General features: G+C 70.9%; 27 protein-coding genes. 13 read left to right on the forward strand and 14 right to left on the reverse strand.

Going from position 1 to position 25,772, the window contains the following annotated elements; genetic code table 11:
- Both HUG12_RS07140 and trpD read right to left on the reverse strand, forming a co-directional pair.
- Positions 1-675, reverse strand: coding sequence for a phosphoribosylanthranilate isomerase (locus tag HUG12_RS07140; RefSeq protein WP_179268098.1), 675 nt, complete (start codon positions 673-675; stop codon positions 1-3).
- Positions 672-1,664, reverse strand: a complete 993-nt coding sequence (gene trpD / locus HUG12_RS07145) for an anthranilate phosphoribosyltransferase (protein ID WP_179270599.1) — start codon at positions 1,662-1,664, stop codon at positions 672-674. The genes HUG12_RS07140 and trpD overlap by 4 nt, the downstream gene beginning before the upstream one ends.
- 257 nt (positions 1,665-1,921) lie before the next feature.
- Between trpD and HUG12_RS07150 the strand changes: the two genes are divergently transcribed.
- The 3 genes from HUG12_RS07150 (at position 1,922) to HUG12_RS07160 (ending at position 4,204) form a co-directional block, all read left to right on the forward strand.
- Positions 1,922-2,530 (forward strand): undecaprenyl diphosphate synthase family protein, encoded by a 609-nt coding sequence (locus HUG12_RS07150; protein ID WP_179268099.1) that lies wholly within the window; start codon positions 1,922-1,924, stop codon positions 2,528-2,530.
- 605 nt (positions 2,531-3,135) lie between these two features.
- The gene (gene sugE, locus HUG12_RS07155; protein WP_179268100.1) at positions 3,136-3,459 is read left to right on the forward strand and encodes a quaternary ammonium compound efflux SMR transporter SugE; all 324 of its coding nucleotides are present in this window, start codon (positions 3,136-3,138) and stop codon (positions 3,457-3,459) included.
- Between the two features lie 97 nt (positions 3,460-3,556).
- Positions 3,557-4,204 (forward strand): hypothetical protein, encoded by a 648-nt coding sequence (locus tag HUG12_RS07160; protein ID WP_179268101.1) that lies wholly within the window; start codon positions 3,557-3,559, stop codon positions 4,202-4,204.
- Here HUG12_RS07160 and uppS read toward each other — a convergent pair whose 3' ends face one another.
- From uppS to HUG12_RS07190, 6 genes are all read right to left on the reverse strand, one after another.
- Positions 4,205-5,137, reverse strand: a complete 933-nt coding sequence (gene uppS, locus HUG12_RS07165) for a polyprenyl diphosphate synthase (protein ID WP_179268102.1) — start codon at positions 5,135-5,137, stop codon at positions 4,205-4,207.
- A 93-nt stretch (positions 5,138-5,230) separates the two neighbouring features.
- The gene (locus tag HUG12_RS07170; RefSeq protein WP_179268103.1) at positions 5,231-6,094 is read right to left on the reverse strand and encodes a mechanosensitive ion channel family protein; all 864 of its coding nucleotides are present in this window, start codon (positions 6,092-6,094) and stop codon (positions 5,231-5,233) included.
- A 104-nt stretch (positions 6,095-6,198) separates the two neighbouring features.
- Positions 6,199-7,971, reverse strand: a complete 1,773-nt coding sequence (locus HUG12_RS07175; protein WP_179268104.1) for a Coenzyme F420 hydrogenase/dehydrogenase, beta subunit C-terminal domain — start codon at positions 7,969-7,971, stop codon at positions 6,199-6,201.
- On the reverse strand, positions 7,964-9,718 hold the full coding sequence (locus HUG12_RS07180) for a nitrite/sulfite reductase (RefSeq protein WP_179268105.1): 1,755 nt from the start codon (positions 9,716-9,718) through the stop codon (positions 7,964-7,966). The genes HUG12_RS07175 and HUG12_RS07180 overlap by 8 nt, the downstream gene beginning before the upstream one ends.
- Positions 9,719-9,890: 172 nt before the next feature.
- Positions 9,891-11,039, reverse strand: a complete 1,149-nt coding sequence (gene cofG, locus HUG12_RS07185; RefSeq protein ID WP_179268106.1) for a 7,8-didemethyl-8-hydroxy-5-deazariboflavin synthase subunit CofG — start codon at positions 11,037-11,039, stop codon at positions 9,891-9,893.
- A 524-nt stretch (positions 11,040-11,563) separates the two neighbouring features.
- Positions 11,564-11,977, reverse strand: coding sequence for a DUF7548 family protein (locus HUG12_RS07190; protein WP_179268107.1), 414 nt, complete (start codon positions 11,975-11,977; stop codon positions 11,564-11,566).
- 311 nt (positions 11,978-12,288) lie between these two features.
- Between HUG12_RS07190 and HUG12_RS07195 the strand changes: the two genes are divergently transcribed.
- From HUG12_RS07195 to HUG12_RS07210, 4 genes are all read left to right on the forward strand, one after another.
- Complete coding sequence (locus HUG12_RS07195) at positions 12,289-13,362, forward strand: ring-cleaving dioxygenase (protein WP_179268108.1); 1,074 nt, start codon at positions 12,289-12,291, stop codon at positions 13,360-13,362.
- Positions 13,355-13,993 carry an alpha/beta hydrolase gene (locus tag HUG12_RS07200; RefSeq protein WP_179268109.1) on the forward strand — a complete coding sequence of 213 codons (639 nt, stop codon included), beginning with the start codon at positions 13,355-13,357 and terminating at the stop codon, positions 13,991-13,993. The genes HUG12_RS07195 and HUG12_RS07200 overlap by 8 nt, the downstream gene beginning before the upstream one ends.
- Before the next feature lie 86 nt (positions 13,994-14,079).
- Positions 14,080-14,748 carry a helix-turn-helix domain-containing protein gene (locus tag HUG12_RS07205; protein ID WP_179268110.1) on the forward strand — a complete coding sequence of 223 codons (669 nt, stop codon included), beginning with the start codon at positions 14,080-14,082 and terminating at the stop codon, positions 14,746-14,748.
- Between the two features lie 146 nt (positions 14,749-14,894).
- Positions 14,895-15,296 (forward strand): DUF7344 domain-containing protein, encoded by a 402-nt coding sequence (locus tag HUG12_RS07210; RefSeq protein ID WP_179268111.1) that lies wholly within the window; start codon positions 14,895-14,897, stop codon positions 15,294-15,296.
- Here the strand turns inward: HUG12_RS07210 and cofC are convergent.
- The 3 genes from cofC to HUG12_RS07225 all read right to left on the reverse strand — a co-directional run bounded on the left by cofC (position 15,280) and on the right by HUG12_RS07225 (position 18,339).
- A complete protein-coding gene (gene cofC, locus HUG12_RS07215) occupies positions 15,280-15,903 on the reverse strand; it encodes a 2-phospho-L-lactate guanylyltransferase (RefSeq protein ID WP_179268112.1) in 624 nt (207 codons plus the stop codon). The two genes, HUG12_RS07210 and cofC, sit on opposite strands and share 17 nt — an antisense overlap.
- A 14-nt stretch (positions 15,904-15,917) precedes the next feature.
- Positions 15,918-17,099, reverse strand: coding sequence for a tubulin/FtsZ family protein (locus HUG12_RS07220; protein WP_179268113.1), 1,182 nt, complete (start codon positions 17,097-17,099; stop codon positions 15,918-15,920).
- A gap of 301 nt (positions 17,100-17,400) precedes the next feature.
- Positions 17,401-18,339, reverse strand: coding sequence for a complex I NDUFA9 subunit family protein (locus tag HUG12_RS07225; protein WP_179268114.1), 939 nt, complete (start codon positions 18,337-18,339; stop codon positions 17,401-17,403).
- A 206-nt stretch (positions 18,340-18,545) separates the two neighbouring features.
- On the opposite strand from HUG12_RS07225, the gene HUG12_RS07230 reads away from it, so the two are divergent.
- The 3 genes from HUG12_RS07230 (at position 18,546) to HUG12_RS07240 (ending at position 21,760) form a co-directional block, all read left to right on the forward strand.
- A complete protein-coding gene (locus HUG12_RS07230; RefSeq protein WP_179268115.1) occupies positions 18,546-20,243 on the forward strand; it encodes a CTP synthase in 1,698 nt (565 codons plus the stop codon).
- Entirely contained in the window at positions 20,243-21,160 is a 918-nt protein-coding gene (gene guaA / locus HUG12_RS07235; RefSeq protein ID WP_179268116.1) for a glutamine-hydrolyzing GMP synthase, read from the forward strand. Before HUG12_RS07230 ends, guaA begins: the two co-directional genes overlap by 1 nt.
- Positions 21,161-21,430: 270 nt before the next feature.
- Complete coding sequence (locus tag HUG12_RS07240) at positions 21,431-21,760, forward strand: DUF7126 family protein (RefSeq protein WP_179268117.1); 330 nt, start codon at positions 21,431-21,433, stop codon at positions 21,758-21,760.
- On the opposite strand, the gene HUG12_RS07245 is transcribed toward HUG12_RS07240, so the two are convergent.
- Positions 21,761-22,123, reverse strand: coding sequence for a hypothetical protein (locus tag HUG12_RS07245; protein WP_179268118.1), 363 nt, complete (start codon positions 22,121-22,123; stop codon positions 21,761-21,763). It lies immediately after the preceding gene.
- 165 nt (positions 22,124-22,288) lie between these two features.
- Here HUG12_RS07245 and HUG12_RS07250 point away from each other — a divergent pair, with 165 nt between their 5' ends.
- Both HUG12_RS07250 and HUG12_RS07255 read left to right on the forward strand, forming a co-directional pair.
- The gene (locus HUG12_RS07250; protein ID WP_179268119.1) at positions 22,289-23,113 is read left to right on the forward strand and encodes a hypothetical protein; all 825 of its coding nucleotides are present in this window, start codon (positions 22,289-22,291) and stop codon (positions 23,111-23,113) included.
- 196 nt (positions 23,114-23,309) lie between these two features.
- On the forward strand, positions 23,310-23,639 hold the full coding sequence (locus tag HUG12_RS07255; RefSeq protein ID WP_179268120.1) for a cupin domain-containing protein: 330 nt from the start codon (positions 23,310-23,312) through the stop codon (positions 23,637-23,639).
- Positions 23,640-23,723: 84 nt separating this feature from the next.
- Here the strand turns inward: HUG12_RS07255 and HUG12_RS07260 are convergent, their stop codons facing one another.
- Both HUG12_RS07260 and radB read right to left on the reverse strand, forming a co-directional pair.
- Complete coding sequence (locus HUG12_RS07260) at positions 23,724-24,101, reverse strand: 30S ribosomal protein S8e (RefSeq protein WP_179268121.1); 378 nt, start codon at positions 24,099-24,101, stop codon at positions 23,724-23,726.
- Positions 24,102-24,197: 96 nt separating this feature from the next.
- Positions 24,198-24,890, reverse strand: coding sequence for a DNA repair and recombination protein RadB (radB, locus tag HUG12_RS07265; protein WP_179268122.1), 693 nt, complete (start codon positions 24,888-24,890; stop codon positions 24,198-24,200).
- Positions 24,891-25,007: 117 nt separating this feature from the next.
- Between radB and HUG12_RS07270 the strand changes: the two genes are divergently transcribed.
- Positions 25,008-25,748 (forward strand): hypothetical protein, encoded by a 741-nt coding sequence (locus HUG12_RS07270; protein WP_179268123.1) that lies wholly within the window; start codon positions 25,008-25,010, stop codon positions 25,746-25,748.
- Positions 25,749-25,772 lie beyond the last annotated feature (24 nt).

The following is a 25,772-nucleotide window of genomic DNA, read 5'->3' on the forward strand; positions in this document are numbered from 1 at the left end:
CTACCGCCTCCCGTCGACGGGGGTCCCTTCAGCCTCGCCGAGCGACCGGCCGGCGTTCCGGACGAACCGGGAGACCGCGGTGTGGTCCTTGGCGCCGCCCTCGCGTTCGACCCCGGAGGCGACGTCGACGGCGAACGGCTCGACGGTCGAGATGGCCCCGGCGACGTTCTCGGGGGTCAGCCCGCCGGCGAGGACGACCGGCGACACGAGGTCGCGGGCCAGATCGGCGGTCGCGTCCCAGTCGCCCGTCTCGCCGGTGCCGCCGGCGCCCGACTCGGTCGTCGAGTCGACGAGGACGGCGTCGGCGGCCTCGTCGAGTTCGCGCGCCCGGTCAGGGTCGTCGTGGTCGACGACGGGTACGACCTTCACGCCCGCCTCGGCGCGGACGTAGCCGACGTCGGCCGGCCCGAGGTCCTCGCCGTGGACCTGAAGCACGTCGGGGTCGACGAGTCGGGCGGCGTCGACGGCGTCCTGGGCATCGACGGGCATCGTGACCAGCGTCGTCGTGAGGAACGGCGGCGCCGCGGCCGCGAGGTCGGCGGCGGTCGCGAGGTTCACCTCCCGCGGGGTGTCGACGGGCACGTCCGCGATGACGCCGACGGCGTCGGCGCCGGCCTCCGCGACCGCGCGGAGGTCCGTCGCGTTCGTGACTCCGCAGACCTTCACCCGCGTCATTCGCGCATCGCCGCGAGGGTGGCGGCGGCGTCCCCCTCGTCGATGGCGTTCGCGGCGCGTTCGACGCCCTCCTCGACGGTCGCGGCCTCGCCGGCGACGTAGATCGCCGCCCCCGCGTTCGCGAGGATCACGTCGCGCTTGGGCCCGGTCACCTCGCCCGTGAGGATGCCCTCGAGGTCCCGCGCGTTCTCCTCGGGCGTGCCGCCCGCGATCTCCGAGACCGGCGCGCGGTCGAGGCCGACGTCCTCGGGCGTGAGCGTGAACTCGGTCACGCCGTCGCCGTCGATCTCCGCGACCCGCGTCGGCCCGTGGAGCGCGATCTCGTCGGCGCCGTCGCCGTGGACGACCAGCGCGCGCTCGGTCGGCATGTGGGTGAGCGCCTCCGCGAGCAGGGGGACGAGGTCGGGGTCGTACACGCCGAGCACCTGCGCTTCCGCGCCGGCGGGGTTCGTCAGCGGGCCGAGGACGTTGAACAGCGTCCGCATCCCGAGCTCCTTGCGCGGGCCGATGACGGCCTTCATCGCCGGGTGGAACACCGGCGCGAGCATGAAGCCGATGCCGTCGCGCTCGATGGCGCGCTCGACGGCCGGCGGTTCCGCGTCGACCTTGACGCCCGCGACCTCCAGCACGTCCGCGCTTCCGGACGAGGAGGAGACCGAGTAGTTCCCGTGCTTGGCCACGGTGACCCCCGCGCCCGCGGCGACGACGGCCGAGGTCGTGGAGACGTTGATCGTGCTGTAGTCGTCGCCGCCGGTGCCGCAGGTGTCGACGAGCGGGTCCCCGTCGGGGTCGATGGTCCGGGCGGCGTCGCGCATCCCCTGCGCGAAGCCGGCGATCTCGGCCTCCGTCTCGCCCTTCGCCCGCAGCGCCGCGAGGAGGGCGCCGATCTGTGCCTCCGTCGCATCCTCGAAGACGAGCGTCGACGCCTCGCGCGCCTCCGCCACCGTCAGGTCCTCCCCCTCGGTCGCGCGCTCGACGTACTCCTGTATTGTGGACATGGGTGAACGAATCCGTCTTGTGATGTACGAATGTGTGCATCGGGATAAGGCTGTCGCGAGCGTGGTCGTGACACGGTCGTCACGAGGGGATCTGCCGACCGGCGCGAGGTGGGGAGCGAGCCTGCAGCGGGCGGGACCGAACGGGGCCGCGGAGGCTTTCGAGGACGGTCGGACGGTCGCTCCGTGCCGGTATCGCCGACCACGCGAGCGGACAGGCTTTTGAGGAACCCCCGTGCACGTCACCACCAGTGGGCATCTACGACAGGTACCTCGCGCTCCGCCACCGCCTCCACGACGAGGGCCCGCCCGAGCACGTCGCGCTCGTCATCACCGAGCGAGACCTGCTCGAACAGGGCGCCTACGGGACGCTGGAGGACGTGCTCGGCTGGGCGTTCGAGTACGGCGCCGAGCGCGTCACCGTCTCCGTCTCGGTGCTCGACGAGGCGGTGGTCGACACCCTCGCGCGCGAACTCGCGGGGGTCGAGGCCCCCCGGCGCGTCGCGGTCCGGACGCCCGGCGACACCGAGCGCGCGGACGCGCCGGTCCGGGTGAACATCGGCCTCGGCGGCAAGCGGGAGTTCGCCGCCGCCGTCCGGGAGATCGCCGAGGCCGTCGAGGCCGGGGAGCTGACCCCGGCGGACGTCGACGGAACGGACATCGAGGAGCGACTGGTGTTCCCGGAGGAGCCGGACCTGGTGGTCAAGACGGGCGCCGAGCGGCTCTCGGACTTCCTCATCTGGCAGTCGGTGTACTCCGAACTGTACTTCACGGACGTGAACTGGCGCGACTTTCGGCTGCGGGATTACCTGCGGGCGGTGCTGGACTACCAGAACCGGCAGCGTCGATTCGGGCGCTAGGAGAAGTAGTCGTCCACGTGGCTACTCCTGGAGGTTGAGCCGATTCCGCCGGTCGGAACACGTTGAAAGGGGCCGACTTCTGCGCTCGCGCGCCTCGCTGCGCTCCTCGTTACTCGACCTTCGGGCTCGTTCCTGCGGTGCTTGCGTCGTCGTGCTTCCCGCAGAAGCCGGCCCCTTTCAGTCCCGCCCCGTGGGACGGTCGGATGCCATCGCGTGGTGTCCCCGGGCCTCCCCGGCGGGCGCGGCTCGCTCCCACGGGTCGCTCGCGATTGCGCCCGCCGCATCCCGTCGACCGTCCACCGGCCAACGCTCGCCGGACTACCGACGGCGTGCGCGGTCGGTAGTCAGGGCTGCGACGCTCGGCCGAACTTCGGCAGGGTGGGAATGGAAGGGGTCGCGGGTCTCGGGGAAGGCGCGGACCGTCAAGCACCACAGCGCGAGCGGAGCGAGCGCGAGGAGCGCAGCGGCCGCACCGAGCCGAGATCCGCGGGGGCTTCCGAGGCGTTCCGAGTTCCCACGGCTGCTGAACACTCGACGAGGGCGCGAACCACGAGCCAGGCGAACCGGAACCGATAGCCCACCCACGGGCGTACCCCCCAGACGAAATGTCGTGGTTCGTCCTCCTCGTCGCCGGCCTGTTCGAGATCGCCTGGGCCATCGGACTCGAGTACTCCGAGGGCCTCACGAAGCCGCTCCCGACGGCCGGCACCGCCCTAGCGCTCGTCGTCAGCATGGTCCTGCTCGCGCAGGCCGTGAAGGACCTCCCCATCGGCACGGCCTACGCCGTCTGGACGGGCATCGGCGCGGTCGGAACCGCGACGCTCGGCATCGCGCTGTTCGACGAACCGGCGTCGATCGCGCGCGTCTCGTTCATCTCGGTCATCGTCGTCGGCATCGTGGGGCTGCACCTCGTCTCGGGCGGGCACTGACGGCCGGTCGGACCTCCGGTCACGTTCGGCGGATCGACGGAATCGTCGTCGTCAGTTCGGGACAAATAATTAAGTGTTGACAGTTCGTCGGGGTCGCATGGCGTTCACCAACGTCCCGCTCCGGCGCTCGGCCGCGCTCGGCCTCGCGGCCGCCCTCCTCGGCTACCTCCCCGCGTTCGCCCTCGCGACCCTCCGCCGCTCGGCGATCCTCGCGCTCGAACTCCCCGGCGAGTTGCGCGACCCGGCGCCGATGCGCGAGGTGTTCGAGCCGGGGACCGCGACGGTGGCCGGCTGGCTCTGGTACGACGCCCACCTCGTCCCCGCGTCGCTGCCGACGACGGACGTGTTCGCCGGGCGCGCGGCGCTGACGAACGTGAACCTCCTGAACGCCCTCGGCGGCGTCGCGCTCCTGCTGTATCTCGTCCCGCCGGCGCTGCTCGTCGCCGCGGGGTACGCGTTCGTCCGCTCGGGCGGCATCACCCTCGCGATGGCCCCGAGCGGGGGGGCGAGCGTCGCGGTCGGCTACACGCCGGCGATGGTGCTCGGCGCGTTCCTGCCGACGGCGTCGGCCACCACCCCCGGCGGCACGGCCGTCGTCGCCTCGCCGGCCGGCATTCCGGTCATCGTCGCCGGGCTGGCGTATCCGCTCATCTTCGGCGCGCTCGGCGGGGTGCTGGCGAAGCGACGCGTCGAGGCTACTGACGGGTCCGAACCGAGGGGGGGAACCCCGGCGGAGCGCGCCTGATCAGTCCGCCGTCTCGCCCGTCGACTCCAGCGCCTCGTCCACCTCGGCGGCGTCGCCGCTGGGGAGCGTCTCGTGCAGTCGACTCGCCACCGCGCGGGCAGCCTCCGTCTCGGTCGCGGCGAGCGAGCGGACGAGCGCGACGGCCCGCTTCGTCCGGGCGCGGCGCCACGACTCCTCGCGGGCCTCGTAGGTGCGGACGCCCCGCAGGAGGTCGACCTTCGAGAACTCCGGCCAGTACGGCGTACAGAAGAACACCGCCGCCTCGTTGCCGTTGGCGTGCCACGGGAGGAAGTTGGAGGTGCGCTCGTCGCCGCCGGTCCGGATGATGAGGTCCACGTCCCGGACCGGACGGCGGTAGAGCCGCGACTCCACCTCGTCGACGTCGACGTCGGTCGCGGCGAGGCTCCCGTCGGCCACGTCGTCGGCGACCTCCCGAACGGCGCCGAGCAGTTCGTTCCGGCCGCCGTACGCCAGCGCGATGTTGAGGGTGAACCCGTCGTATCCCGCCGTCCGATCCTCCGCGTACTCGACCGCGTCGCGGACCCGGTCGGGGAGCATCCCGACGTCGCCGAGCGCGCGGATGCACACCGACTGCTCGTGGACGCGGTCGGCGTCGGCGAACTCCCGAAGCTTGGACTCGAGGAGGTCGAACAGCGGTTCGAGCTCCTCCTCGGGCCGCTCGAAGTTCTCGGTCGAGAAGGCGTACAGGGTCAACTCCTCGACGCCGAGGTCGGCACACCAGTCGAGCACCCGTTCGGTCGTGTCCGCGCCGGCGCGGTGGCCGTCCGGGGCGTCCCCGCCGTGCTCGCGCGCGTAGCGACGGTTGCCGTCCTGGATGATGGCGACGTGTTCGGGAGCGCCGTCGACCTCGCGGCGGAGGACGCCCTCGTAGGCCCGGTCGAACGCGGCCCGGAGGCGGGAGCGGAGGGTCACGCTGACCCTACCTGCGGCGCCGGAGGATATGTGTCTTTTGAGGCGTGCACGCCCGGTCGGCCCATGGTGGCCGGCGACGGGCACGGAACTTGGTTAATCACCGGCTACGTCCTCCAGCACCTCGACCTCGCCGGTGAGCAGTCGGTGGACGTACGGCATGTCGATCCCCTCCGCGTCGAAGCGCTCCTTCACGGCCTGGACGTACTCGGAGCGGACGCGGACGAAGTCCGAGCGGTCGGGATCCTCGATCCAGAAGTGCGACTGGAGGCCGACCGCCGAGTCCCCGAGCTCCTCGACGCGGACCGACGGGGCCGGCTCGTCGAGGATCCCCGCGTGGGCCTCGGCCTCCTCGACGATGCAGTCGGTCGCCTCGTCGATGTCGTCGTCGTAGCCGATGCCGAAGACGAACTTCTGCCGGAGCGTGTCGTACGCGACCGGGTTCGTTACGGGGTTGTTCGCCAGCTCGCCGTTGGGCACGGTGATCCGCTCGTTGTCGAACGTGCGGACCCGGGTGACCCGGAGGTCGATGTCCTCCACGCGGCCGGCCGTGTCGTCCCACTCGATCCAGTCGCCCACCTCGAACGGCCGGTCCTTCAGGATGAACACGCCGGCGACGAAGTTGCCGATCAGGTCCTGGGCCGCGAAGCCGACCGCCAGCGCCAGCGCGCCCCCGAGCGTCGCGGCGGCGGTGAGGAAACTCGGGAAGCCGGCGGCCATGAACGCGACCGCCAGCGCGGCGAAGAACACGAGGACGGCGACGAGACTGTCCGCGAGCCCCGTCACGCCCGCTTCGAACCCTCGTCGGTCCAGCGTCCGGCGGACGAGCGGGGCGACGACGAGTTTCCCGGCGAGGTAGACGACGACGAACGCGACCAGGAAGAACAGCGCCCGCCTGAGGTACGCCTCGACGTTCGCGAACGGCGCGCCGGCTCCCAGCTGCAGCGCAACGGGGTCCATCGGCCCCGGTTTCGAACGGACTTATAAAGAAGCTGGTGGCGCCGGCCGCGTGTCGACCGCTCGCGCTCGTCGCCCCCGGCCGCCCGTCGTGGCTGGTCGTAGCGCTAGTGGTCGGCCTCGTGGGGGTTCGGCTCCGTCCCGTAGCGCTCGGCGTGCTCCGTGTACTCGATGAACCGGGGAGCGTCCGGGTCGAACGGCCGCTCCAGCGACGCGAACGCCTTCTTCTTGTCCCACGACTGGAGGCCGCCGATGGCCGAGCGGTCCTCCAGGTCGTGGTAGTCGAGGTCCGGCTCCGTCAGATCCCACGCCTTCAGCCCCCGCTCGGTGCGGACGATGACGCTGGAGTACTCGTCGCTCGATCCGACCGAGCCGACCGTGAGGTCCGCGCAGTAGCCGGTGAAGTCGGCGCACTCGTCACAGCCCTTCAGCGCGGCGCCGTGGAACTCCTCGATGTCCTCCTCCAGCAGGAGGTTGCCGTCGGTGTCGTAGACGATCATGTCCCCGTGGAGGACGTCGAGCTTCCCGATGTCCCCGGGCCGGATATCTCGCTTCTCGGCGAGTTGCTCGCCGACGAGGCGCTCGTAGTTGAAGTTCTTCGTGCACATCAGTGCGATGGTGTAGTCGACGGCACGGATGCCCGCCTCCTGTGAGGCGTAGTCCCACTCGAAGTCCTGGAGCGCCCGGATCCCCTCGATCTCGCAGGGCGTCCCGACGAGCGCCAGCGAGAGGTCCGCCGGGTCCTTCTCCGGGAGCTTCTCGGCCCACCGTTCGACGTCGAGGTTCCCGAGCGCCATCGTCTGGTTGTAGAAGCTCCCCGCGTTCGCGATCAGCTCCTCCGGCGTCGTCGCGAGGAAGCTCTCGGCCTTCCAGGGCTCCTCCTCGGATTCGGTGGCGATCAGCGCGCCGTCGATCTCGCCGGCCTCCAGCAGGTGGATCAGGACCGACGTGACGAGCCCGCCGTCCTGGGCGTTCTCGCGCCACGACTCCTCCACCTTCGCGGAGAACTCCGTGATGGGGTCGCCGGCGCCCGTCACGTTGTCCTCGCCACCGGTGATCTTCCACTGGCGCTCGTAGCGCAGGCCGCCGCGCGGGCAGAAGTCCCAGCACAGCGAGCAGCCGGTGCACATCTTCACGAGCTCCGGGAGGTCGTCCTCCCCGATGCCGATGGAGTCCGACGGGCAGGCGGCGACGCAGGTGCCACACTGGATGCAGCGCCCCTCGTCGACGACGGCCGCGTCGAGCTCCATGAACCACGTCTTCCCGTCGGGCGTCTCGATGTCGTTCATCCCCTCCCGGATGGCGTAGCCGGGCGTGTCGAGGTCGACGCCGCCGGGCGGGTTCGGGCGGTCGGTCGGGTCGCCGTCCTCGAGGTCCTGGCTCGCGCCCTCGGCCGGCGGCGTGAACTCAAGGTCCCGGAGGTTCCCCTCGCCGTCGACGTTCGCAGGCGTCGCGCCGCCGTCCGGGGCGGCGGCTCGTCGGCCGTCGGTAGTCCCCTCCCGCTCGTGCCCGCAGCCGCAGTTGCCGCCACAGCCACAGGCGTCAGCGTCCTCGCCGGTTCCGGCTCCGTCGCCGCGCTCGCCATCGTCACGCTCCGGCTCCTCGCCCCGATAGAATCGGATCGGCTTCGCGTCCATTCGGGTGTGGTCGGCACGGGTTCCGGGGTCGTTGGATCCGCTCGTCGGCGGCACCGTGGCCTCGTCGCTCGTCTCCCCGGACCCCGGAACGCGCGGAAGCGGCCGTCCCGTGGCGTCGTCCTCGCTGGAGGCACCGGCTTCGCTGGAGGCTTCGGCCCCGGCGGCGTCCTCGACGAGTTCGGGCGCGACGTCGGCGGGCGCGTTCACCGCGTGCCGCTCATCCCGGCGCTGGTCGTCAGTCATCTGCCGCGACACCTCCGGCGACGTTCGCGTCGGCGCGCCGCATGAGGGTCCGGAGTTCGTCGTTGTCGACGCGGCGGCACCACTCGTAGAATCGCTCCCCGTCGCGCCGTTGATCGGCGTACGCCGCGAACAGTTCCTCCAGCGCCGGGATGATCGACCCCGCGGGCACGGCGGTCTCGACCCAGTCGAGGAACTCGTTGTCCGAGCCGAGGCTGCCGCCGAGGCCGAAGTCCATCCCCTCGACGAGGTTGTCGCCCTCCTCGTTCGTGCTCGCAGGGTCGTCCTCGACCTTGACCGTCTCCCCCCTGAAGCCGATGTCCGCGATCTGCGGCTGGGCGCAGGAGGCCGAACAGCCCGACATGTGCATCCGCACGACCTCCAGGTCGTCCGGCATGTCGATGCGGCGGTCCAGCTCCTTCGCCCACCGGCGGACGCGGTTCTTCGTCTCGATGATGCCGTAGTTGCAGAACTCCGAGCCCGTACAGCCGACGGCGCCTCGCGAGAACGGCCCCGGGTCGGGCTGGTAGTCCGCCGCGAACGGCTCCGCGAGCAGATCGTCGACGTTCGCCTCGGGGACGTGGGTGATCAGGAAGTTCTGGTCGGTGGCGAGCCTGACCGTGGCGTCGTCGGTGCCGTACTTCCGGGCGGCGCGGGCGGCCGCGGCGAACTCGTCGCCGCCCATCCGGCCCGCGATGACGTTGAAGCCGACGTAGCACAGGCCGTCCTGCTTCTGCTCGTGGACGCCGACGTGGTCGCCGGTGTACCCCACGGTGCGGTCGGTTCCTCTCGTGGGCAGGTCGACGTCGCAGCGGTCGCGGACCGCCTCCTCGAACTTCCCGGGGCCGAGCTGCTGGACCAGGTAGCGCATCCGGCAGACGCCCCGGTTGTTCCGGTCGCCGAGTTCCTTGAACGTCTGGGCGACCGCGCGGCAGAACTCCACGGCGTCCCCCGGCGGGACGAACACGTCCAGCGGCGAGGCCATCCGCGGGCCGTCCGAGAGGCCGCCGCCGACCCGGACGTGGAAGCCGTACAGCTCCTCACCTCCGTCGGACGAGTCCGACGGGCCTCGGCTCGCATCGCTCGCCTCACCGTCGACCGTCTTCCTGGCGGGGGTGAGCCCCACGTCGTTGATCTGCGACTGCGCGCAGTCCTCGCGGCAGCCCGTGATCGTCATCTTGAACTTGCGGGGGAGGTTCGCGTACTCCCGGTTCTCCGTGAAGAAGTCCGAGACGGCGTCGACCACTGGCTGGGCGTCGAAGCACTCGTGGTCGGTCAGCCCGGCGGCCGGGCAGCCCAGCACGTTGCGGGCGGAGTCGCCGCAGCCCTGGATCGTGGTGAGGCCGACCTCGTCGTACCGCTCCCAGACGGCGGGCACGTCCTCGACCTCGATCCAGTGCATCTGGACGTCCTGACGGGTGGTGACGTCGAGGAACGCGTCCCCCCAGACCTCGTTCTGCTCGGCGCCGCCGTGCTCCGGGGGCGCGGTCGCGTACTCGTCCGCGACCTCGCCGATCACCTCGGCCTGCTCGGGCGTGAGCCGGCCGCCGGGAACCTTCGTCCGCATCATGAAGTAGCCGTCCTGGCGCCCGTGGGCGTACATCCCGGCCCACTTGAGCCGCTCCCACTCGCCGTCGCCGGCCCGAGCCTCGATCTCGTCGAACGAGAGCCCCTCCTCGGCGTACTCGCGGACGTCCTCGACGACGTCCAGCGGGTGTTTCTCCCGTTTCCACCGTTCGACCGCGTTCATGGGCGGCACGTTCGTCACGAACGACCATGCCCGTTCGTCAGGGGGCGAGTTCTACGCCTACTCCCGGATGCGGGCAGCATTCGTGCGGAGCGGTGACGCGCGACACGGGAGTCGGCGTGCGGCTTCCCGCGCGTCCCGCGGGAGCGCGGCCGGAACGGCCCGGGAACCGCCGTCACGGGTCGAGGTCGTTCTTGCCGGTTTCGAGGGCCGCGCGGAACCGGCTGTCCGTCGACCCGTCCGCCGCGACGGCCTCGCGCGTCCGGCCCGCGATCCAGGCGCCGTCCGCGGCGCCGGGGGCGTCGGCGGACCCGCCCAGGTCCCGCGGGAGATAGCGCTCGTACACGGGGAGCCGTTCGGACAGCGGGACGCCGCCGTCCTCGGCGATCGCCTCCAGTTCGCGGAGCGCGGGCCACGCGTAGTCCGGGTTGATGTAGTCGTCGGTCACGGGGGAGACGCCGCCGAGGTCGTCGACGCCGCAGTCGAGCAGGTCGCGCACTGGTGCGAGATTCGGGGGCGCCTGCACCGACACCTCCTCGGGCAGCGCGGCGCGGGCCATCGCCACGACGCGCCGCATCGTCCCCGTCGAGGGACCGTCGTAGTCGGAGCGCTCGTTCGGGACGACCGGCTGGACGATCACCTCCTGGACGTGGTCGTACCGCTCGTGGAGCTCCCGGATGGCGAGCAGCGACTCGGCGCGGTCGCGCCAGTCCTCCCCGATGCCGACGAGGATGCCGGTCGTGAACGGGACGCGCGCCTCGCCGGCGGCCCGTATCGTGTCGAGCCGCTGGCCCGGCGACTTCCGGCGGGCGCCGCTGTGGGCGGCCACGTCGGCGGTCGTCTCCAGCATCACGCCCATCGAGACGTTCACCTCGCGCAGGCGTTCGAACTCCTCCCGGGTGAGGTCGCCGGGGTTCGAGTGGGGGAGCAGCCCCTCCTCCAGCGCGATCTCGCAGGCGCGGGCGTGGTAGTCGACGATGTCGTCGTACCCCCACTCGTCCAGCCGGTCGTGGACGGCGGTGTACCGGTCGTCGGGCTTGTCGCCGAAGGTGAACAGTGCCTCCGTACAGCCCGCGTCGGCGCCGAGGCGGCACTGCTCGCGGATCTCCTCGGGGCTCATGAGGCTCGCCTCGCCGGGCACGTCGTAGTAGGTGCAATAGGTGCAGGTGTACCGGCAGGCGGTGGTGAGCGGGAGGAAGACGTTGCGGGCGAAGGTGAGTTCCGGCGCCGCCTCGACGTCCTCGGGGGTGACCTGGAGGAGCCGGTCGACCGCCTCGTCGTCGACCGACACGTCCACGTCGTACTCGGTGGCGCCGGGGAACACGGGAACGTGTGGTGTCGGAGTCCCCAAAAGGGAGTCGGTCGCGGCGATGGGAGGGCGGGGTTCCTCCTCTCGACGACCGGGCGATCGGTGCGACTGGCCGGTCCACAGCCGGCCGCGAGCCGAGACGCGAGGGACGTCCCGGACGACTCGTCTCGGTCGTCCCTTCGGTCCCCTTGAACCCGCTCCACCGGACACGACCGGGACTGAAACGGTCGTTCGGTGGAAGTGCGGACGTTACCGTCAGGTGCGTCCTCGGTGACCGAACCGTCCGATTGTGAATGGAAACGGATTCGGCGACCGGCCGCGAAGAGCAAAGGGTCATGCCGGACTTTCGTTGTCACGCCTGTGGACAGCAGTTCTTCGCCGAGGTCGGGAACGAGTACGGTACGTACGAGTTCCACCGATGCCCCCGCTGCGGAAGCGCGAAAACGACGCTCGACTGACGGTTCAGGTTCGCTCCCCCCGGCCTACCGCCACGGACTATCCGTGGAACTAGCCGACCGACGACGTACTGCGAGTACCGTTCACCGGGACCGCGAGAGCAGACCAAGCGTCCTGGCGTGCCATCCAGCGCCGATCAGGAGCAGCACGGAGACGCCGAGAAGAACCCATCGTTGCGCCGGAAACGCCCAGCCCGGTGCCAGGAACACGTCGACACGTCCGGTAACGACCCAGAGGAGTACGATGGCAAACGCGCCGAGACCGAAGCCGAGGACGATTCCCGCGCCCTGCTGGGCTGACAGACGGCCCCGACTGGTCGCGACGAGCGCGACGATGACTCCCAGGGCGAGGATTCCGGCGGCCAGGGGATTGACCATCCCCGACGCGTAGTAGGCGTTGACGTTTCGCGTGGTCTGGGGAACGTACGCCCACCCGAGTACGGCGATGAGTGACAGGCTAGCGCCGAGGCCGATGACGGTTCCCGCTCGATGTCTCACGTCCGGGGACGACGTGTGAAAAAGAGAAAGCGTTTGGGACCAGTTTGCGAGGACGCGCTTCCTCCCGTCGAATCTCCGGCCGTACCGACGGCTTTTCGAACTCCATCGACTTGGCTATCGCTCGGTCATCCCGCCGTACTGACCCCCTCGAGTCAGTGCGTACCTCCCGTGGAGGCCTTCGACGGAGCCGTTCTTCCGAACGTCCTCACCGGGACCCCCGGCAGCCGCGTACCATGGCCAGTAACACCCGCGTAACCGGGTGACCCGGCCGTTCGGGAGGTCTTATCCGACCGGCTCGCCTACGCGGAGTCATGACCCGACCAGATCACCCGGACCCCATCGAGGGCATCCACCACGTGACGGTGATGTCCGGCGACCCGGACGGGAACGTCCGGTTCTTCCGGAACGTGCTGGGCCTGCGACTCGTGAAGCGAACCGTCAACTTCGACGACGTGACGACCTACCACCTCTACTACGGCGACGAGGTCGGCACGCCCGGCACCGTCTACACCGCGTTCCCGTTCGGCGGCGGCCGGCGCGGCCGCAACGGCACGGGCGAGGCGTCGGCCACCGCGTTCGCGGTGCCCGAGGGCAGCCTCGACTACTGGCGCGACCGTCTGGAGTCCCGGGGCGTGGAGGTGCGCGAACCCGAGGAGCGGTTCGGCGCTCGCGTGCTCCCCTTCACCGACCCCGACGGGCAGGAACTCGAACTCGTGGAGCGCGAGGCGCGAAGCGCCTCGGACGGAAGCGGGCGGAGCCCGCAGGAGCCGTTCGGCGGCGTCGAGCCGTGGGCCGACTCTCCGGTCCCCGAGGAGCGCCGGATCCGCGGCTTCCACGGCGTCACCCTCCGGCTCGCGGAGATCGACGCGACCGCCGACCTGCTCGAGTTCATGGGTTACGAGGAGGAGGCGGCGGCGGCCGACCGGACCCGGTTCCGCGGCGCGGGCGACCGCGCGGCGGTCGTGGACCTCGTCGAGCGACCCGACGCGGCTCCCGCGGGCGGCGGCATCGGCTCGGTCCACCACGTCGCCTTCCGCGTGCCCGACGACGAGGCCCAGGTCGCCTGGCAGTCGGCGCTTCGCGAGCGCGGGCAGCACGCGACGCCCGTGAAGGACCGCCGGTACTTCCGCTCCATCTACTTCCGCGAGCCGGGCGGCGTGCTGTTCGAGTTCGCCACCGACGGACCGGGGTTCGACCTCGACGAACCGGTCGAGGCGCTCGGCGGGGAGCTGAAGCTGCCCGACTGGCTGGAGGACGACCGCGAACGCGTCGAGTCGGCGCTGCCGCCGCTGTCTGCCGCCGCCGAACCCGCCGTCCGCGACGCCGACGGGACCACGGACGGAACCGTCGGCGACGCCGAAGCGGGGGTGGCGACGCGTGACTGAGGGTCCCCACGCCGGCCAGCCGGTCGCCACGGCCGGGGCTGACCTGGCGGACGCGCGTGCGGCGGTGGTGACGGTCCACGGGCGGGGCGCGACCGCCCGGAGCATCCTCGGGATGGCCGGCGAGTTCGGCACCGACCGCGTCGCCTACCTCGCCCCGCAGGCCGCGAACCACACCTGGTACCCCCACTCGTTCATGGAGGAGACCGCGCGGAACCAGCCCCACCTCGACTCGGCGCTCGAGTTCCTCGGCGGGACGGTCGCGGAGGCCGCCGACGCCGTGGGCCACGACAGGGTCGCCCTCCTCGGCTTCTCGCAGGGCGCCTGCCTCTCCTCGGAGTGGGTCGCCCGGAACGCGCGGCGGTACGGCGGTCTGATCGCCTTCTCGGGCGGACTCGTCGGTCCGGAGGGCACTCCCCGGGAGTACGATGGCGACCTCGACGGGACGCCGGCGTTCCTCGGCTGCTCGGACGTCGACCCGCACATCCCGCTCGAGCGGGTCCACGAGACGCGCGACGTCCTCGAGGACCTGGGCGCCGAGGTCGACGAGCGCATCTACGAGGGGATGGGCCACGGGGTCAACGAGGACGAGTTCTCGGCGGCGAAGGGCATCGTGACCAGCCTGGAGCGGTAGGTCGCGGGACTGATACCGAGGTCGACCGTCGCGACGCCGAAGCCGACCGCCGGCGTTCTTATCCGCGCTCCCGGCCAACCCGTCGCGTGAGCGTCGTCGTCGAGGTCTCCGTCCCGGCCGAGTCGTTCGCGCTGGCCGACGCGCTGGCGGCCGAACCGGACGTGGCCGTCGAGGCCGAACGGGTGGCCTCCCACAGCCCCGAGTGGATACTTCCGTTCCTCTGGGCCGCCGACGGCGACCGAGAATCGTTCCTCGAGGCGATTCGGCGGGATCCGACCGTCGAGAACGTGATCGTCATCGAACGGGCGGACGGGGACGTGCTGTACGGGGTGGAGTGGTCCGACTCCGTCCGTGAACTGATCACGGAGATGATCGACCAGCACGCGATCATCCTGGAGGCCACGGCCCGGGGGGCCGACTGGCGCCTCAGGCTACGGTTCACCACGGAGGCAGAGGTCACGTCGTTCCGGGAGTACTTCGAGGAGCGCGGCCGGCGGTTCGAGGTGCACATGATCGCGCGCCCCGACGCACCGCGACAGCGCGAGTACGGGCTGACCGAGGAGCAGCACGAGACGCTGATGACCGCGCTCCGGGAGGGGTACTTCGACGTGCCGCGGACCGTCACCATCGAGGAACTCGCGGACGTCCTCGGCGTCTCCTCGAACGCGGTGTCCCAGCGGCTCCGTCGCGCCACGACGAACCTCGTCCGGCACACGCTGGCTATCGAAACCGACGAGTCCGACGGGCGGGAGTAGCGTCGGCCGTGACCGACGGGCGGGAGCAGCGGACCGTGACCGACGAACTGGAATCCTCGCCGGGCGCTTCGGCCGTGCCCCGCGCCATAAACACCGTGAATGTCGCGTCTCCGCCCTTATGGCAGTGGGCGAACAACGTCGGGGGGATGACGAAGAACTCGGGCGAGGCGACCGACGTCCAGCAGTCCGACTCGTCGGTGGAGCGAACTCGCTCGCCGGACGAACTGTTCGACGCGCTCGCGGACCGGCGCCGACGGGACGTCCTCGACTTGCTCCGGACCCACGGGGGGCCGATGTCGCTCGCCGACCTGGCCGACGAGATCGCGGTTCGGGAGGATGAAACCCCCATCACCGAGGTCACGCCGGGGGACGCAACGCGGGTCTACATGTCGCTCTACCACACCCACGTCCCGAAGCTGGCGGACGCGGGGTTCCTCGAGTACGACCGGGCGCGGGACGCGGTCGCGCCGACCGACGGGGCATCGGAACTGGATCCGATCCTGGACGCAGTCGAGGACGCGGAGCGCGAGCTCACCCGGTCCGGGTGAGGTCCACGCGACCGTCACCCGTCTCGAGTTCGAACCCGGCGTCGACGAGCCAGTCCCGCGCCTCGCGCTCGCCGTGTACCAGCACCTCCACCAGGTCGGACGGCTCGTCCACGTCGGTCGCGAGCCGCCAGGAGTCGACCTCGCGCACGCTCGCACCGACGTCCCGCGCCCTCCGCAGGTGGTCGAGGTACGACGCGCCGTGGTAGTCGACCCGGAACCCGGGGTGGCGGACGGCGAGCGCGTTCGTCCCGCCGCCGCGACCCGGCGCGATCACGACGTCGCCGTCGGCGGTCAGCCACGAGAGCGCCGCCGGCGTCGCGAGCGCGAGGTCCGCGGCGACGACCGCGAGCGGTCGGTCCGGCGACGGATCGTGGTCGACGAGCGCGGCGTTCACCGCCTCCGTCAGGGGCCGGTCGTCGACGGTCTCGGGCACGTCCCGGCCCGTCGACTCGGTCGCGAGCAGGCGCGGCGAGAACCCGGCCTCCTCCAGCGCGGAGAGCACGTCCGAGAGCATCGCGTCGGCGAAGGACCGTCGCTCGTCGGGCGAGAGAACCGTTGCGAGGCGCGTCTTCGGCCGTTCGGCCGCGAACGGCACGAGCGCGTGCATCCGTGGCGGGATCGCTAGAACAGCGACTCGAGTTCGTCCTCGTCGTCGCTGACGAGGCTGTCAAGGTTCTCGTCGCTCTCCTGTCTGATCTCGTCGATGTTGTCCTGCGCCTCGATCGCCACCTGCTGGAGCTCCTTGATGCGCGGGACGTTCGTCACGCCCGACAGCAGGATGACCGACGCCACGAAGCCGGAGCCGGAGACGGGGTAGTCGCCGCCCCGGACCTCCATCGAGCCGGTCTGCTCCTCGAGCCACTTGCGGCCGCGCTCGATCCCCTTCCGGTTCAGGTGCTGGGGCGGGCCGGCCATGACGAGCAGGGCGCGCTCGGCGCCCTCGATCTCGCAGGGGAGCGTGAGCCGGCCGAGCGCCGCCTTCCGGACGAGCGAGGTGATGCGGTTCGTCGTGTGGGCCGTGTCGAGGCCGTCGCTGCCGCCGTCGTCGCCGGTGAGCCGCGAGAGCAGGCCGCCCGAGGACCGCTCCTCGACCTCCTCGCTCGCGTAGCCGACCGTCGACACGCCGCCGCCCGAGAGGGTGTTGATGATCTCGCTGGAGTCGACGACGGACTCGGCGACCTCCTGGCCGGCCTCGACCTCGCCGGCGCCGAAGAGGATGCCGAACCGCTTCACGATCTCCTCGTTGATCTCGTCGTAGCCGCCCGACACCGACTCCCCGGTCTTGCGCCAGGCGTCGTTGTCGAACACCATGAGGTTGTCCACCTCGCGGACGAACGTCTGGAACGACCGGGCCGCGTTGAGGGTGTAGATGCCGCCCTCGTCCGAGCCGGGCAGGACGCCCAGCCCGTACACCGGCTCCGTGTAGATGCGCTTGAGGTGCTTGGCGAGCACGGGCGCGCCGCCCGAGCCGGTGCCGCCTCCCAGGCCGGCGACGACGAGGAACGCGTCGACCTCGTGGACCGGGATGGAGTCGACCGCGCCCTGCACCTCGTCGATGTCCTCCTCGGCGATCTCCGCGCCGAGCTCGTTGTCGGCGCCGACGCCGTGACCCTTCACGCGCGACTGACCGATGAGCACGCGTTGCTCGTTCGGAATGTTCTCCAGCCCCATCAGGTCGGCCTTCGCCGTGTTGACCGCGACCGCCGCGCGGACGATGTCGCTCCCGGTCCGACTGTCGTAGTCAACGAACGAGTCGACGATCTTCCCCCCCGCCTGACCGAAGCCGACGAGTGCGAGTTTCATCTATCTCCCCTCCTCATTAGGCGAGAGACAATCCCAGCGTGAATAAAAGGTTTGTGATGCGGCTATCGTTCCTGAGAGAGCGTCGGGCGAATCGCGGCCCGAAACCGCGAGACTGCGTCCTGGTAGGCTCCCATTTCCGGTTCGACCGAACCGTCCGACACCTGTCTGACGCGTCATGTCTACGAGTCGTTTCGGGGACGAGTCCGCATTAGTTACTCCCCCGATAACGCCGGCATTCAGTCGTCCCCTACCGGACGGAATGGGCGTTGCTAACCGGACGTGCTCGAACGTTCGGCGGCGCTTACGCCGTGGCATCGGTCGATTGGGCCGTCCTCCGACCGTCGGCTAGACCGAGGTACTCGCCGAACGTCTCCAGGTCCGCCTCGTCGACGCCGAACGCCCCGACGTCGTTCGTCCCGACCGTGTTGTCGAACTTCAGCGAGCGGTACTGGTCGGGTCCGAGCGGGAAGCCCAGCGCCCCGAGCACCGTCAGTCCGACCCGTGCGAGCGGCATCGGGAGGCCCATCACGGAGATCGACTTCCCCTCCGCTTCGTACACCATCTCGGAGACCTGCCGGAGCGTGAGCACCTCCGGGCCGCCGAGTTCGTACGTCTCCCCGAGGTGTTCCTCCCCCTCGACGCAGTCAGCGAGCATCGGGACGAGGTCCTCCACCCAGATGGGCTGGAACCGTGTCCTCCCGCCCCCGGGAAGCGGAAAGACGGGGATGCCCGGCGCGAACGTGCGCTTCATCCGCTTCGTGAACGAGACGAACTCCCCGCCCTCGCCGAAGACGACCGACGGGCGGGTGACGACGTGGGGGAGGTCGCTCCCCCGGACCGCCTCCTCCGCGCGGCCCTTGGCGCGGATGTAGTGGGTGTCGCCGTTCGGATCGGCGCCGAGCGCGGACTGCTGAACGAAGCGCTCGACGTCGGCCTCCCCGGCGGCCCGCAGGAGGTTCTCGGTTCCCCGCCGGTGGATCCGGTCGTGCATCTCGTTGCCGCCGTCGGGGGTGAAAAGCGGCGAGAGCGCGACGAGATTCACGACCGCGTCCGCGCCCGCGACCGCATCGACGATCGAGTCGTAGTCGGTCACGTCGCCCGCGACCGTCGCCACGCCGTCCGGGAGGGCCGAGTCGTCGGGAGAGCGGGCCATCGCCGTCACGTCGTGGCCGCGGTCGTGGAGTTCCCGACAGAGGAACCCGCCGATGAAGCCGGTTCCGCCCGCGATGAGGACCTTCATACGTCGAGGTGTTTACTCGGGCGTGACATAACGTTGCGGGCCGTGTGGCGGGGTACGCGTTCGGAGCGGAGCGGATTGATCGGACGGAAGCGAATCGATCGGACGGAAGCGAATCGATCGGACGCGGACCGTCGAAAACACGTCATCGAACCGTCGTTCCCGGGGCCCTCCGAAACGGTTTTCCTCGGGCCGGGCGCACGGTCGGTATGCCGATAGAGGAAACGGGGTACGACCCGTCGCTGGGTCGGAAATTCATCTTCGTCACGGGGGGCGTGATGTCGGGGCTCGGAAAGGGCATCACCGCCGCGTCCACCGGCCGCCTGCTCGCCAACGCCGGGTTCGACGTGACGGCGGTGAAGATCGACCCGTACCTGAACGTCGACGCGGGGACGATGAACCCCTACCAGCACGGGGAGGTGTACGTGCTGAAGGACGGGGGCGAGGTGGATCTGGACCTGGGGAACTACGAGCGCTTCCTCGGGGTCGACATGACCTCCGACCACAACGTCACCACCGGGAAGACGTACCAGCACGTCATCGAGAAGGAACGGGCCGGCGACTACCTCGGCAAGACCGTCCAGGTCATCCCGCACGTCACCGACGACATCAAGCGGCGCATCCGCGAGGCGGCCGAGGGCACCGACGTCTGCATCGTCGAGATCGGCGGCACCGTCGGGGACATCGAGGGGATGCCGTACCTCGAGGCGCTCCGCCAGTTCGCCCACGAGGAACCGGAGGACAACGTCCTGTTCACCCACGTCACGCTCGTTCCCTACTCGAAGAACGGCGAGCAGAAGACGAAGCCGACCCAGCACTCCGTGAAGGAACTGCGGAGCATCGGTCTCCAGCCCGACATCGTCGTCGGGCGCTGTGACGACAGGCTCGACCCCGAGACGAAGGAGAAGATCGCGCTGTTCGGCGACGTGCCGACCGAGGCCGTCTTCTCGAACCCGGACGTCGAGGACGTCTATCACGTCCCGCTCGTCGTCGAGGAGGAGGGGCTCGACGAGTACGTGATGGAGCGACTCGACCTGACGGCCGAGGCGCTCCCACCGGGGGAACGCGAGAACACCTGGCGCGAACTCGTCACGCGCGAGCGGACGGGCGAGGTCGACATCGCGCTGGTCGGCAAGTACGACCTCGAGGACGCCTACATGTCGGTCCACGAGGCGCTGAAGCACGCCGGCCTGGAGCGCGGCGTCGACGTGAACGTCCGGTGGGTGAACTCCGACGAGATGCTCGAGCACCACGACGAGCGCCTCCGGGAGGCCGACGGCGTCGTCGTCCCCGGCGGCTTCGGCTCGCGGGGCACCGCCGGGAAGATCGAGGCGATCAGGTACGCCCGCGAGCACGACGTCCCGTTCCTCGGACTCTGTCTCGGCTTCCAGATGGCGGTCGTCGAGCACGCGCGGAACGTCCTCGGTCTGGAGGGCGCCCACTCCGCGGAACTCGACCCCGAGACGCCCCATCCGGTCATCGACCTCCTGCCCGAACAGGCGGACGAGGACGACATGGGCGGGACGATGCGTCTCGGCGCCCACGGGACGGACATCCGGCCCGGGTCGCTCGCCTCCCGCGTGTACGGCGCGGACTCCTGCACCGAACGGCACCGCCACCGCTACGAGGTGAACCCCGAGTACATCGAGGACCTGGAGGCCGGCGACCTGACCTTCTCCGGGACGGCCGGCCGCCGGATGGAGATCTTGGAGCGCGAGAACCACCCGTACTTCCTCGGGACGCAGTTCCACCCGGAGTTCCGCTCGCGCCCGGACCGCGCCAGTCCGCCGTTCGTCGGCCTGCTCGACGCGGTGCTGGAGCGGACCGATCCCCGGCGCTGTGACGGGACCGGCGGGGAAGCCGACGGGAGGGGGGGCGAGGGCGGACACGCGGGGGTGACCCTCTGATGGTCGACGCCGACGCCTTCGTCGAGGAGGCCACCGCCGAGATCGGCGACGAGGTCGGCGACGCCAACGCCGTCATCGCGCTCTCGGGCGGGGTCGACTCCTCGGTCGCGGCGGCGCTCGCGTACCGCGCGCTCGGCGACCGGCTCACCCCGGTGTACGTCGACACCGGGCTGATGCGCAAGGGCGAGACCGAGGCCATCCGCGAGACGTTCTCGTTCATGGACTCCCTGCGGGTCGTGGAGGCCCAGGACCGCTTCCTCGACGCGCTGGCGGGCGTGACCGACCCAGAGGAGAAGCGCAACGTCATCGGCGAGGGGTTCATCCGCGAGTTCGAGCGCGAGGCGAGGGAGGCCGACGCGGACTACCTCGTCCAGGGGACCATCTACCCCGACCGCATCGAGAGCGAGGGGAACATCAAGTCCCACCACAACGTCGGCGGGCTTCCGGACGTCGTGGACTTCGAGGGCATCGTCGAACCGGTCCGCGACCTGTACAAGGACGAGGTCCGCGAGGTCGCCCGCGCGCTCGACCTGGAGGAGGTCGTCTCCGAGCGCATGCCGTTCCCGGGCCCCGGCCTGGCCGTCCGCGTCGTCGGCGAGGTGACCCGCGAGAAGGTCGCGGTCGCCCGCGAGGCGTGTCACGTCGTCGAGGAGGAGACCGAGGAGCACGACCCCTGGCAGGCGTTCGCCGCCGTGCTCGGCAAGGCGACGGGCGTGAAGGGCGACAACCGCGTCCACGGCTGGGTGGTGACGGTTCGGTCGGTCGAGTCGCGCGACGGGATGACCGCCCGAGCCCAGGAACTCCCCTGGGAGACGCTCCAGCGCATCCAGTCGCGGATCACCGGGGAGAACGAGAACGTGGCGCGCGTCGTGTACGACGTGACCCACAAGCCGCCCGCGACGATCGAGTACGAGTAGAGTAGTTCGCGGGCTTCGTTTCACGCCGTTTTCGAGTCGATGGTCGCCTCCGAACGTAACCCGATCGCCTCGAAAGCCCCCGGGCGCTCGCTGAGCCCGGACGAAGTAAGCACCGTAGGGAGGCGAGCGAAGCGAGGCCCCGGAGCCGACAGCCGCGGGGGCTTCCGTGACGTTCCCGACGCCGCCGGCGAACCGATTCCGAAGCACGACGAGGGCCGGTCCGAATCGCGAATAACACGGCTTTTCACCGCGCGAACGCTCCACGGACCCATGACAACGAAGACCGCCATCGTCGCCGGTCCCGACGAGGACGACCTCGGGGACGCCCTCGAAGCCCAGGACCTCGAGGTCACCCGACTCGACGGGGTCGTCACCGGCGACGCCCTCCGGGGAGCCGACGTCGACGGCGCCGCGCTGTTCGTCCTCACCGACGTCGGGGAGGCGACGAGCATCGCCGTCGCGAAGGAACTGAACCCGGACGTCCGGGTGGTCGTCTACGCGCGCGAGTCGCTGCCCGAGTTCGCGGCCGCCCAGGCCGACCTCGCGGTCGACCCGGAGCTCCTCGAGGCCGACGTCGTCGCCGAGGAACTCGCCGGATAGCTACGAGGAGACCGCCTCGATCGCCCGTTCGACCCTGTCCGCGCCCTCGGCCGCCTCGTACGCCTCCATGAACGACCGCGCGACGTCGAGCGCGGCGTCCCGCCCGTCAACGTCGGCGACCGGATCCGTGCGGTCCGGGTCGTCGAAGCGGCCGTGAACGACGGCGACGCGCCAGCGGTCGGTGTCGCTGTGCGGGGCGTTCGGCTCCGACGGGAACGCCTGGACGGCCACGTCGGCCCCCTCGCGCTCGAACAGCGAGACGGCGCGGGCGTCGTACTTCCCGGGCGTCGACTCGAGGTCCTCGACGGGCGTCCACCCGGCCGGGAGGCCGGCGTCCTCGTCCGCGGGGTCGGATGCGACCATGCACCCCGGTTGGGCCGCGAGTCACCTAAGCCCGGGGGCGACGGGAAGGTACCGGTAGCCGGTCGCTTAATCGGAGTTAATCCGGCTTCGGAACGCTTCATACCCGGGAATCCGCGTTCGCCGTTTCCCCCTTTTATGGGGTGTGGGGGAGTCGGGGTGGACGCGATGAACGTTCGACGACTACTCACGGTCGCCGTCGCCGCGCTCCTGGTGAGCGCCGGCGCGGGGGCCGCCGCGGCAAGCACAGGGGGGACGACCACGAGCACGGCGACGGCCGACGTCGACTCGTACGAGGCCGACGCCGGCTACGATAACGGCACGGTGACGTTCGTCGTGACCGCGAACGGCTCCGGCGTCGAGGGGCTCGACGTGGCCGTCGACAACGACTCGGTCGGCACCACCGACGCGAACGGGTCGGTGACCTTCGAGACCGACGAGTCGGCCTTCGAGGTGACGGCGACGGGCGAGAACGTCACCGGCGAGTTCGCGTACGAACTCGAGAACGACTCGCTGACGCTCGTCGAGGGCGGCTTCGAGTACGCCGACGAGGGGGACGACGAGGCCGAAAACGAGACGCGCGGCCCGCCGAGTGAGATGCCCGATCAGGCCGCCGAGCGTGCACTGAACGTCCACGCGGTCATCAACGCCTACCTCGCGGGTGACCTCGACGAGAACACGACGCTCGGCGAGGCGCTCCGGGACGTCGCATCCGGCGACAAGTCGCCCGAGGAGGCCGGGGCACCCGCCGACGCGGGCCGACCGGACCACGCCGGCCCACCCGACGACGATGACGACGAGGACCGCGACCGCGGGAAGCCGGACGACGTCGGGCCGCCCCACGACGACGGGGACGATGACGACGGTGAGGACGACGATGACGACGGTGAGGACGACGATGACGACGGTGAGGACGACGATGACGACGACGAAGACGACGAAGACGACGACGGCGACGACCGTGGGAACGGTAACGGGAACGGCCCGCCGTAGTCGCCCCCTCGGACCCACGACGTCGACCGACCGCGTCGAATCGACCGACCACCGACCGACGGACGGCACCTGATCACGGACGCGCCCCGCCGGGGGCGCGACGAGGCACGCGACGGGGCTGCTCCCGCTCGCCGGGACGGGGGGAACCGGACGGGCACCCACCCACGCTTTTGGTCCAGCGGGAACACCTCCCGCCATGGACCGACTCGCCGACGCACTGGCCGAACTCGACCCCGCCGAAGGGACGGTCGAGACGGCCGAACTGGTCGCCACCGACGACGTGCTCGTGAAGGCGTTCGCGCTCGGTCCGGACGCCGAACTCGACCCCCACGAGCACGCCGACAGCACGAACGTCTTCCACGTCGTCCGCGGCACCGTCACGGTGCTCCGGGACGACGAGGAGGAGCCGGTGACGGCGCCGGGCGTCGTGCTCCACGAGCGCGGCGCCGTCCACGGCGCCCGGAACGACACCGACGAGGTCGTCGCGTTCACCGCGAGCCTCTACCCGATGCCCGGCGGGGGGTGAGTTTGAGGAACGGGGTCCGGCGCCGGGCGGCGACGTCGCTTCGCCACTCGCCGATGTCGACTCGAACGGGAAAACTGGCGGCGACTACTCGTCCACGACGACGGCGTTCACCTGGCCGGACTGCCCCGGCCGGGAGGTGACGCGCGCGCGTCCGGCGCTCGTCTCGATGACGGCGCCCTTCGTGATGATGTTCCGGCGAACGTAGTTCACGTTCGAGGGGTTCTCGACGACGTCCTCGATCTCCGCCTCGGTCGTCTCGCCGCCGTCGGTCACCTGCGCGACGTTCGTCGAGAGCGCGCGGACCTTCTCGCCCGTGCCGCGGGAGGCGACGGTCTGGAACCGGGGCTCGCCGACGGTCGTCTCCGCCGGCTCGCGGCCGAGCTGGTGGCGCTTCTTGTTGCGGAGCGTTCGGCGTCGACCGCCGGTGCGCTTTCGCTTCTGACGGCCGCTCTGATCCTTCATACCAGTACGGACCGGCGGCGGCTACTTGAATCGCTCGACTCCCGTCTCGGGTCCCTACGCGCCCGCTGGCGACCGTTCTTCGGGGGAGCGGGCCGGTCAGGGCTCGTCGGCGTCCTCGATGCCGCCGCCGGCGATCCGGAACCGTGCGGTCCCGCCGGCGGGCTGTGAGCGGTGCTTCTCGAGGGTCGCGCGACGGTTCCCACCCCTGTATCGGTCGAGTCGGACGACGACGCCGGTCCAGTGTTCGAGCGTGTTCCCCCCGAGCGGGCGGATCCGGTCGGCGTCCGGGTCGGTGAACACCTGGTTGGTGACGAGGACCGCGAGGTCGTGCTTGCGGGCGAGCGAGAGGAGGTGGGTGATCTGGGTCGCGACCGTCCGCAGCGACTCGCCGCCCTCCTGGTCGCCGGTGCGTTCGAGCCGGTAGAAGCCCGTCGCCGAGTCGAGCACGACGAGGTCGACCGACTCGGCGAACCCCTCGGCGTCCCTGACCGCCTCCCCCTGCTCCTCGAAGGAGAGCGCCTCGGTGACGATGAGCCGCGAGGCGACCTCCTCGACCGGCTCGTCCGTCCGCGCCTCGACGATCTGCCGGAACCGCTCCATCGACAGGTCCTCCGTGTCGACGTACAGCACGGCGTCGCCGGCGATGGCCGCCTCCGCGGCGGCGGTCAGCGCGACGTTCGTCTTGCCGGCCGCGGGCGGGCCGTACAGCTGCGTGACGACGCCGCGCTCGATGCCGCCGCCGAGGAGGGTGTCGAGGGCGTCGGAGCCGGTGGTGAGCGGGTCGGACACGGCCCGTTCTCGGTCGTCATCGCTTAAGAAGTCCCCGGACTACGGGGGGAGACCGCGGCGCCGGCGGTCCCGCACCGCCGACACGGTAAAGCCGTCGAAGCGACGTAGAACCGGGTAGTGATCGTCGTCGCCACCGAGGACTTCGCCCTCTATCACGCCGCGGTCGGAGAGCTCCGCGACCGCGGGGCTACCTTCACCACCGTCGAACCCGGCGCGGACCTGCCCGAGCGCGCGGACGTCGTCGTCTCGGCGGCCGAGGACGGCGTCTCCTACGAGGACGACGACGTCGAACACGTCACCACGACCGCCGACGACGTTCGGAGCGGCGTGGCCGCCGCCCTCGGCGTGCTCCGCGGTGGCGACGACCGCCTCGTCCTCGGCGTCGACCCCGGCGAGCGGCCGGGCATCGCGGTGCTCTCGGGCGAGACGGTCGTCGCGGCCTACCACGTCCCGGTGGCCGACGCGGTAGAGGCCATCCGCGGGGAGGTCGCGGGCGAACCCGACGCGCTCGTCCGCATCGGCGACGGCGCCCGACTCGAGGGCGCGCGCATCGTGAACGACCTGGAGGACGTGAGCGTCGAACTCGTCGACGAGACCGGGACCACCCCGTCGCTCGGCGCGGGCGCGACGGGGAAGGGGATGGCCGACGTGCTCGCGGCGGTCAACATCGCCGGACGGGAGGGTGACCGCATCGAGACGCGCGACCTCGCTCCCACGCCCGGCGAGATCCAGCGCGTGAAGAACGAGTCGCGCGAGCGCTCGGACGGCGAGGTGACCATCGGCGAGTCGCTCGCGCGGCAGGTCGCGCTCGGCGACCTCACGCTGGAGGAGGCGCTGGCCGAACAGCGGGAGGAGTAGCGACCCGTCCCGACGGCGAAGGCT

Source organism: Halorarum salinum (assembly GCF_013402875.1).
Taxonomy (GTDB): Archaea; Halobacteriota; Halobacteria; order Halobacteriales; family Haloferacaceae; genus Halorarum; species Halorarum salinum.

Bases quoted from the DNA above. Each gene is read 5' to 3' on its own strand.
- cofC (WP_179268112.1), bottom strand. From the start codon at position 15,903: ATGCACGCGCTCGTGCCGTTCGCGGCCGAACGGCCGAAGACGCGCCTC.
- HUG12_RS07250 (WP_179268119.1), top strand. From the start codon at position 22,289: ATGAACGTTCGACGACTACTCACGGTCGCCGTCGCCGCGCTCCTGGTG.
- HUG12_RS07140 (WP_179268098.1), bottom strand. From the start codon at position 675: ATGACGCGGGTGAAGGTCTGCGGAGTCACGAACGCGACGGACCTCCGC.
- HUG12_RS07175 (WP_179268104.1), bottom strand. From the start codon at position 7,971: ATGACTGACGACCAGCGCCGGGATGAGCGGCACGCGGTGAACGCGCCC.
- HUG12_RS07180 (WP_179268105.1), bottom strand. From the start codon at position 9,718: ATGAACGCGGTCGAACGGTGGAAACGGGAGAAACACCCGCTGGACGTC.
- HUG12_RS07260 (WP_179268121.1), bottom strand. From the start codon at position 24,101: ATGAAGGATCAGAGCGGCCGTCAGAAGCGAAAGCGCACCGGCGGTCGA.
- HUG12_RS07170 (WP_179268103.1), bottom strand. From the start codon at position 6,094: ATGGACCCCGTTGCGCTGCAGCTGGGAGCCGGCGCGCCGTTCGCGAAC.
- HUG12_RS07220 (WP_179268113.1), bottom strand. From the start codon at position 17,099: ATGAAACTCGCACTCGTCGGCTTCGGTCAGGCGGGGGGGAAGATCGTC.
- HUG12_RS07210 (WP_179268111.1), top strand. From the start codon at position 14,895: ATGACGAAGAACTCGGGCGAGGCGACCGACGTCCAGCAGTCCGACTCG.
- HUG12_RS07160 (WP_179268101.1), top strand. From the start codon at position 3,557: ATGGCGTTCACCAACGTCCCGCTCCGGCGCTCGGCCGCGCTCGGCCTC.
- HUG12_RS07195 (WP_179268108.1), top strand. From the start codon at position 12,289: ATGACCCGACCAGATCACCCGGACCCCATCGAGGGCATCCACCACGTG.
- guaA (WP_179268116.1), top strand. From the start codon at position 20,243: ATGGTCGACGCCGACGCCTTCGTCGAGGAGGCCACCGCCGAGATCGGC.
- HUG12_RS07245 (WP_179268118.1), bottom strand. From the start codon at position 22,123: ATGGTCGCATCCGACCCCGCGGACGAGGACGCCGGCCTCCCGGCCGGG.
- sugE (WP_179268100.1), top strand. From the start codon at position 3,136: ATGTCGTGGTTCGTCCTCCTCGTCGCCGGCCTGTTCGAGATCGCCTGG.
- HUG12_RS07240 (WP_179268117.1), top strand. From the start codon at position 21,431: ATGACAACGAAGACCGCCATCGTCGCCGGTCCCGACGAGGACGACCTC.
- HUG12_RS07230 (WP_179268115.1), top strand. From the start codon at position 18,546: ATGCCGATAGAGGAAACGGGGTACGACCCGTCGCTGGGTCGGAAATTC.
- HUG12_RS07255 (WP_179268120.1), top strand. From the start codon at position 23,310: ATGGACCGACTCGCCGACGCACTGGCCGAACTCGACCCCGCCGAAGGG.
- HUG12_RS07225 (WP_179268114.1), bottom strand. From the start codon at position 18,339: ATGAAGGTCCTCATCGCGGGCGGAACCGGCTTCATCGGCGGGTTCCTC.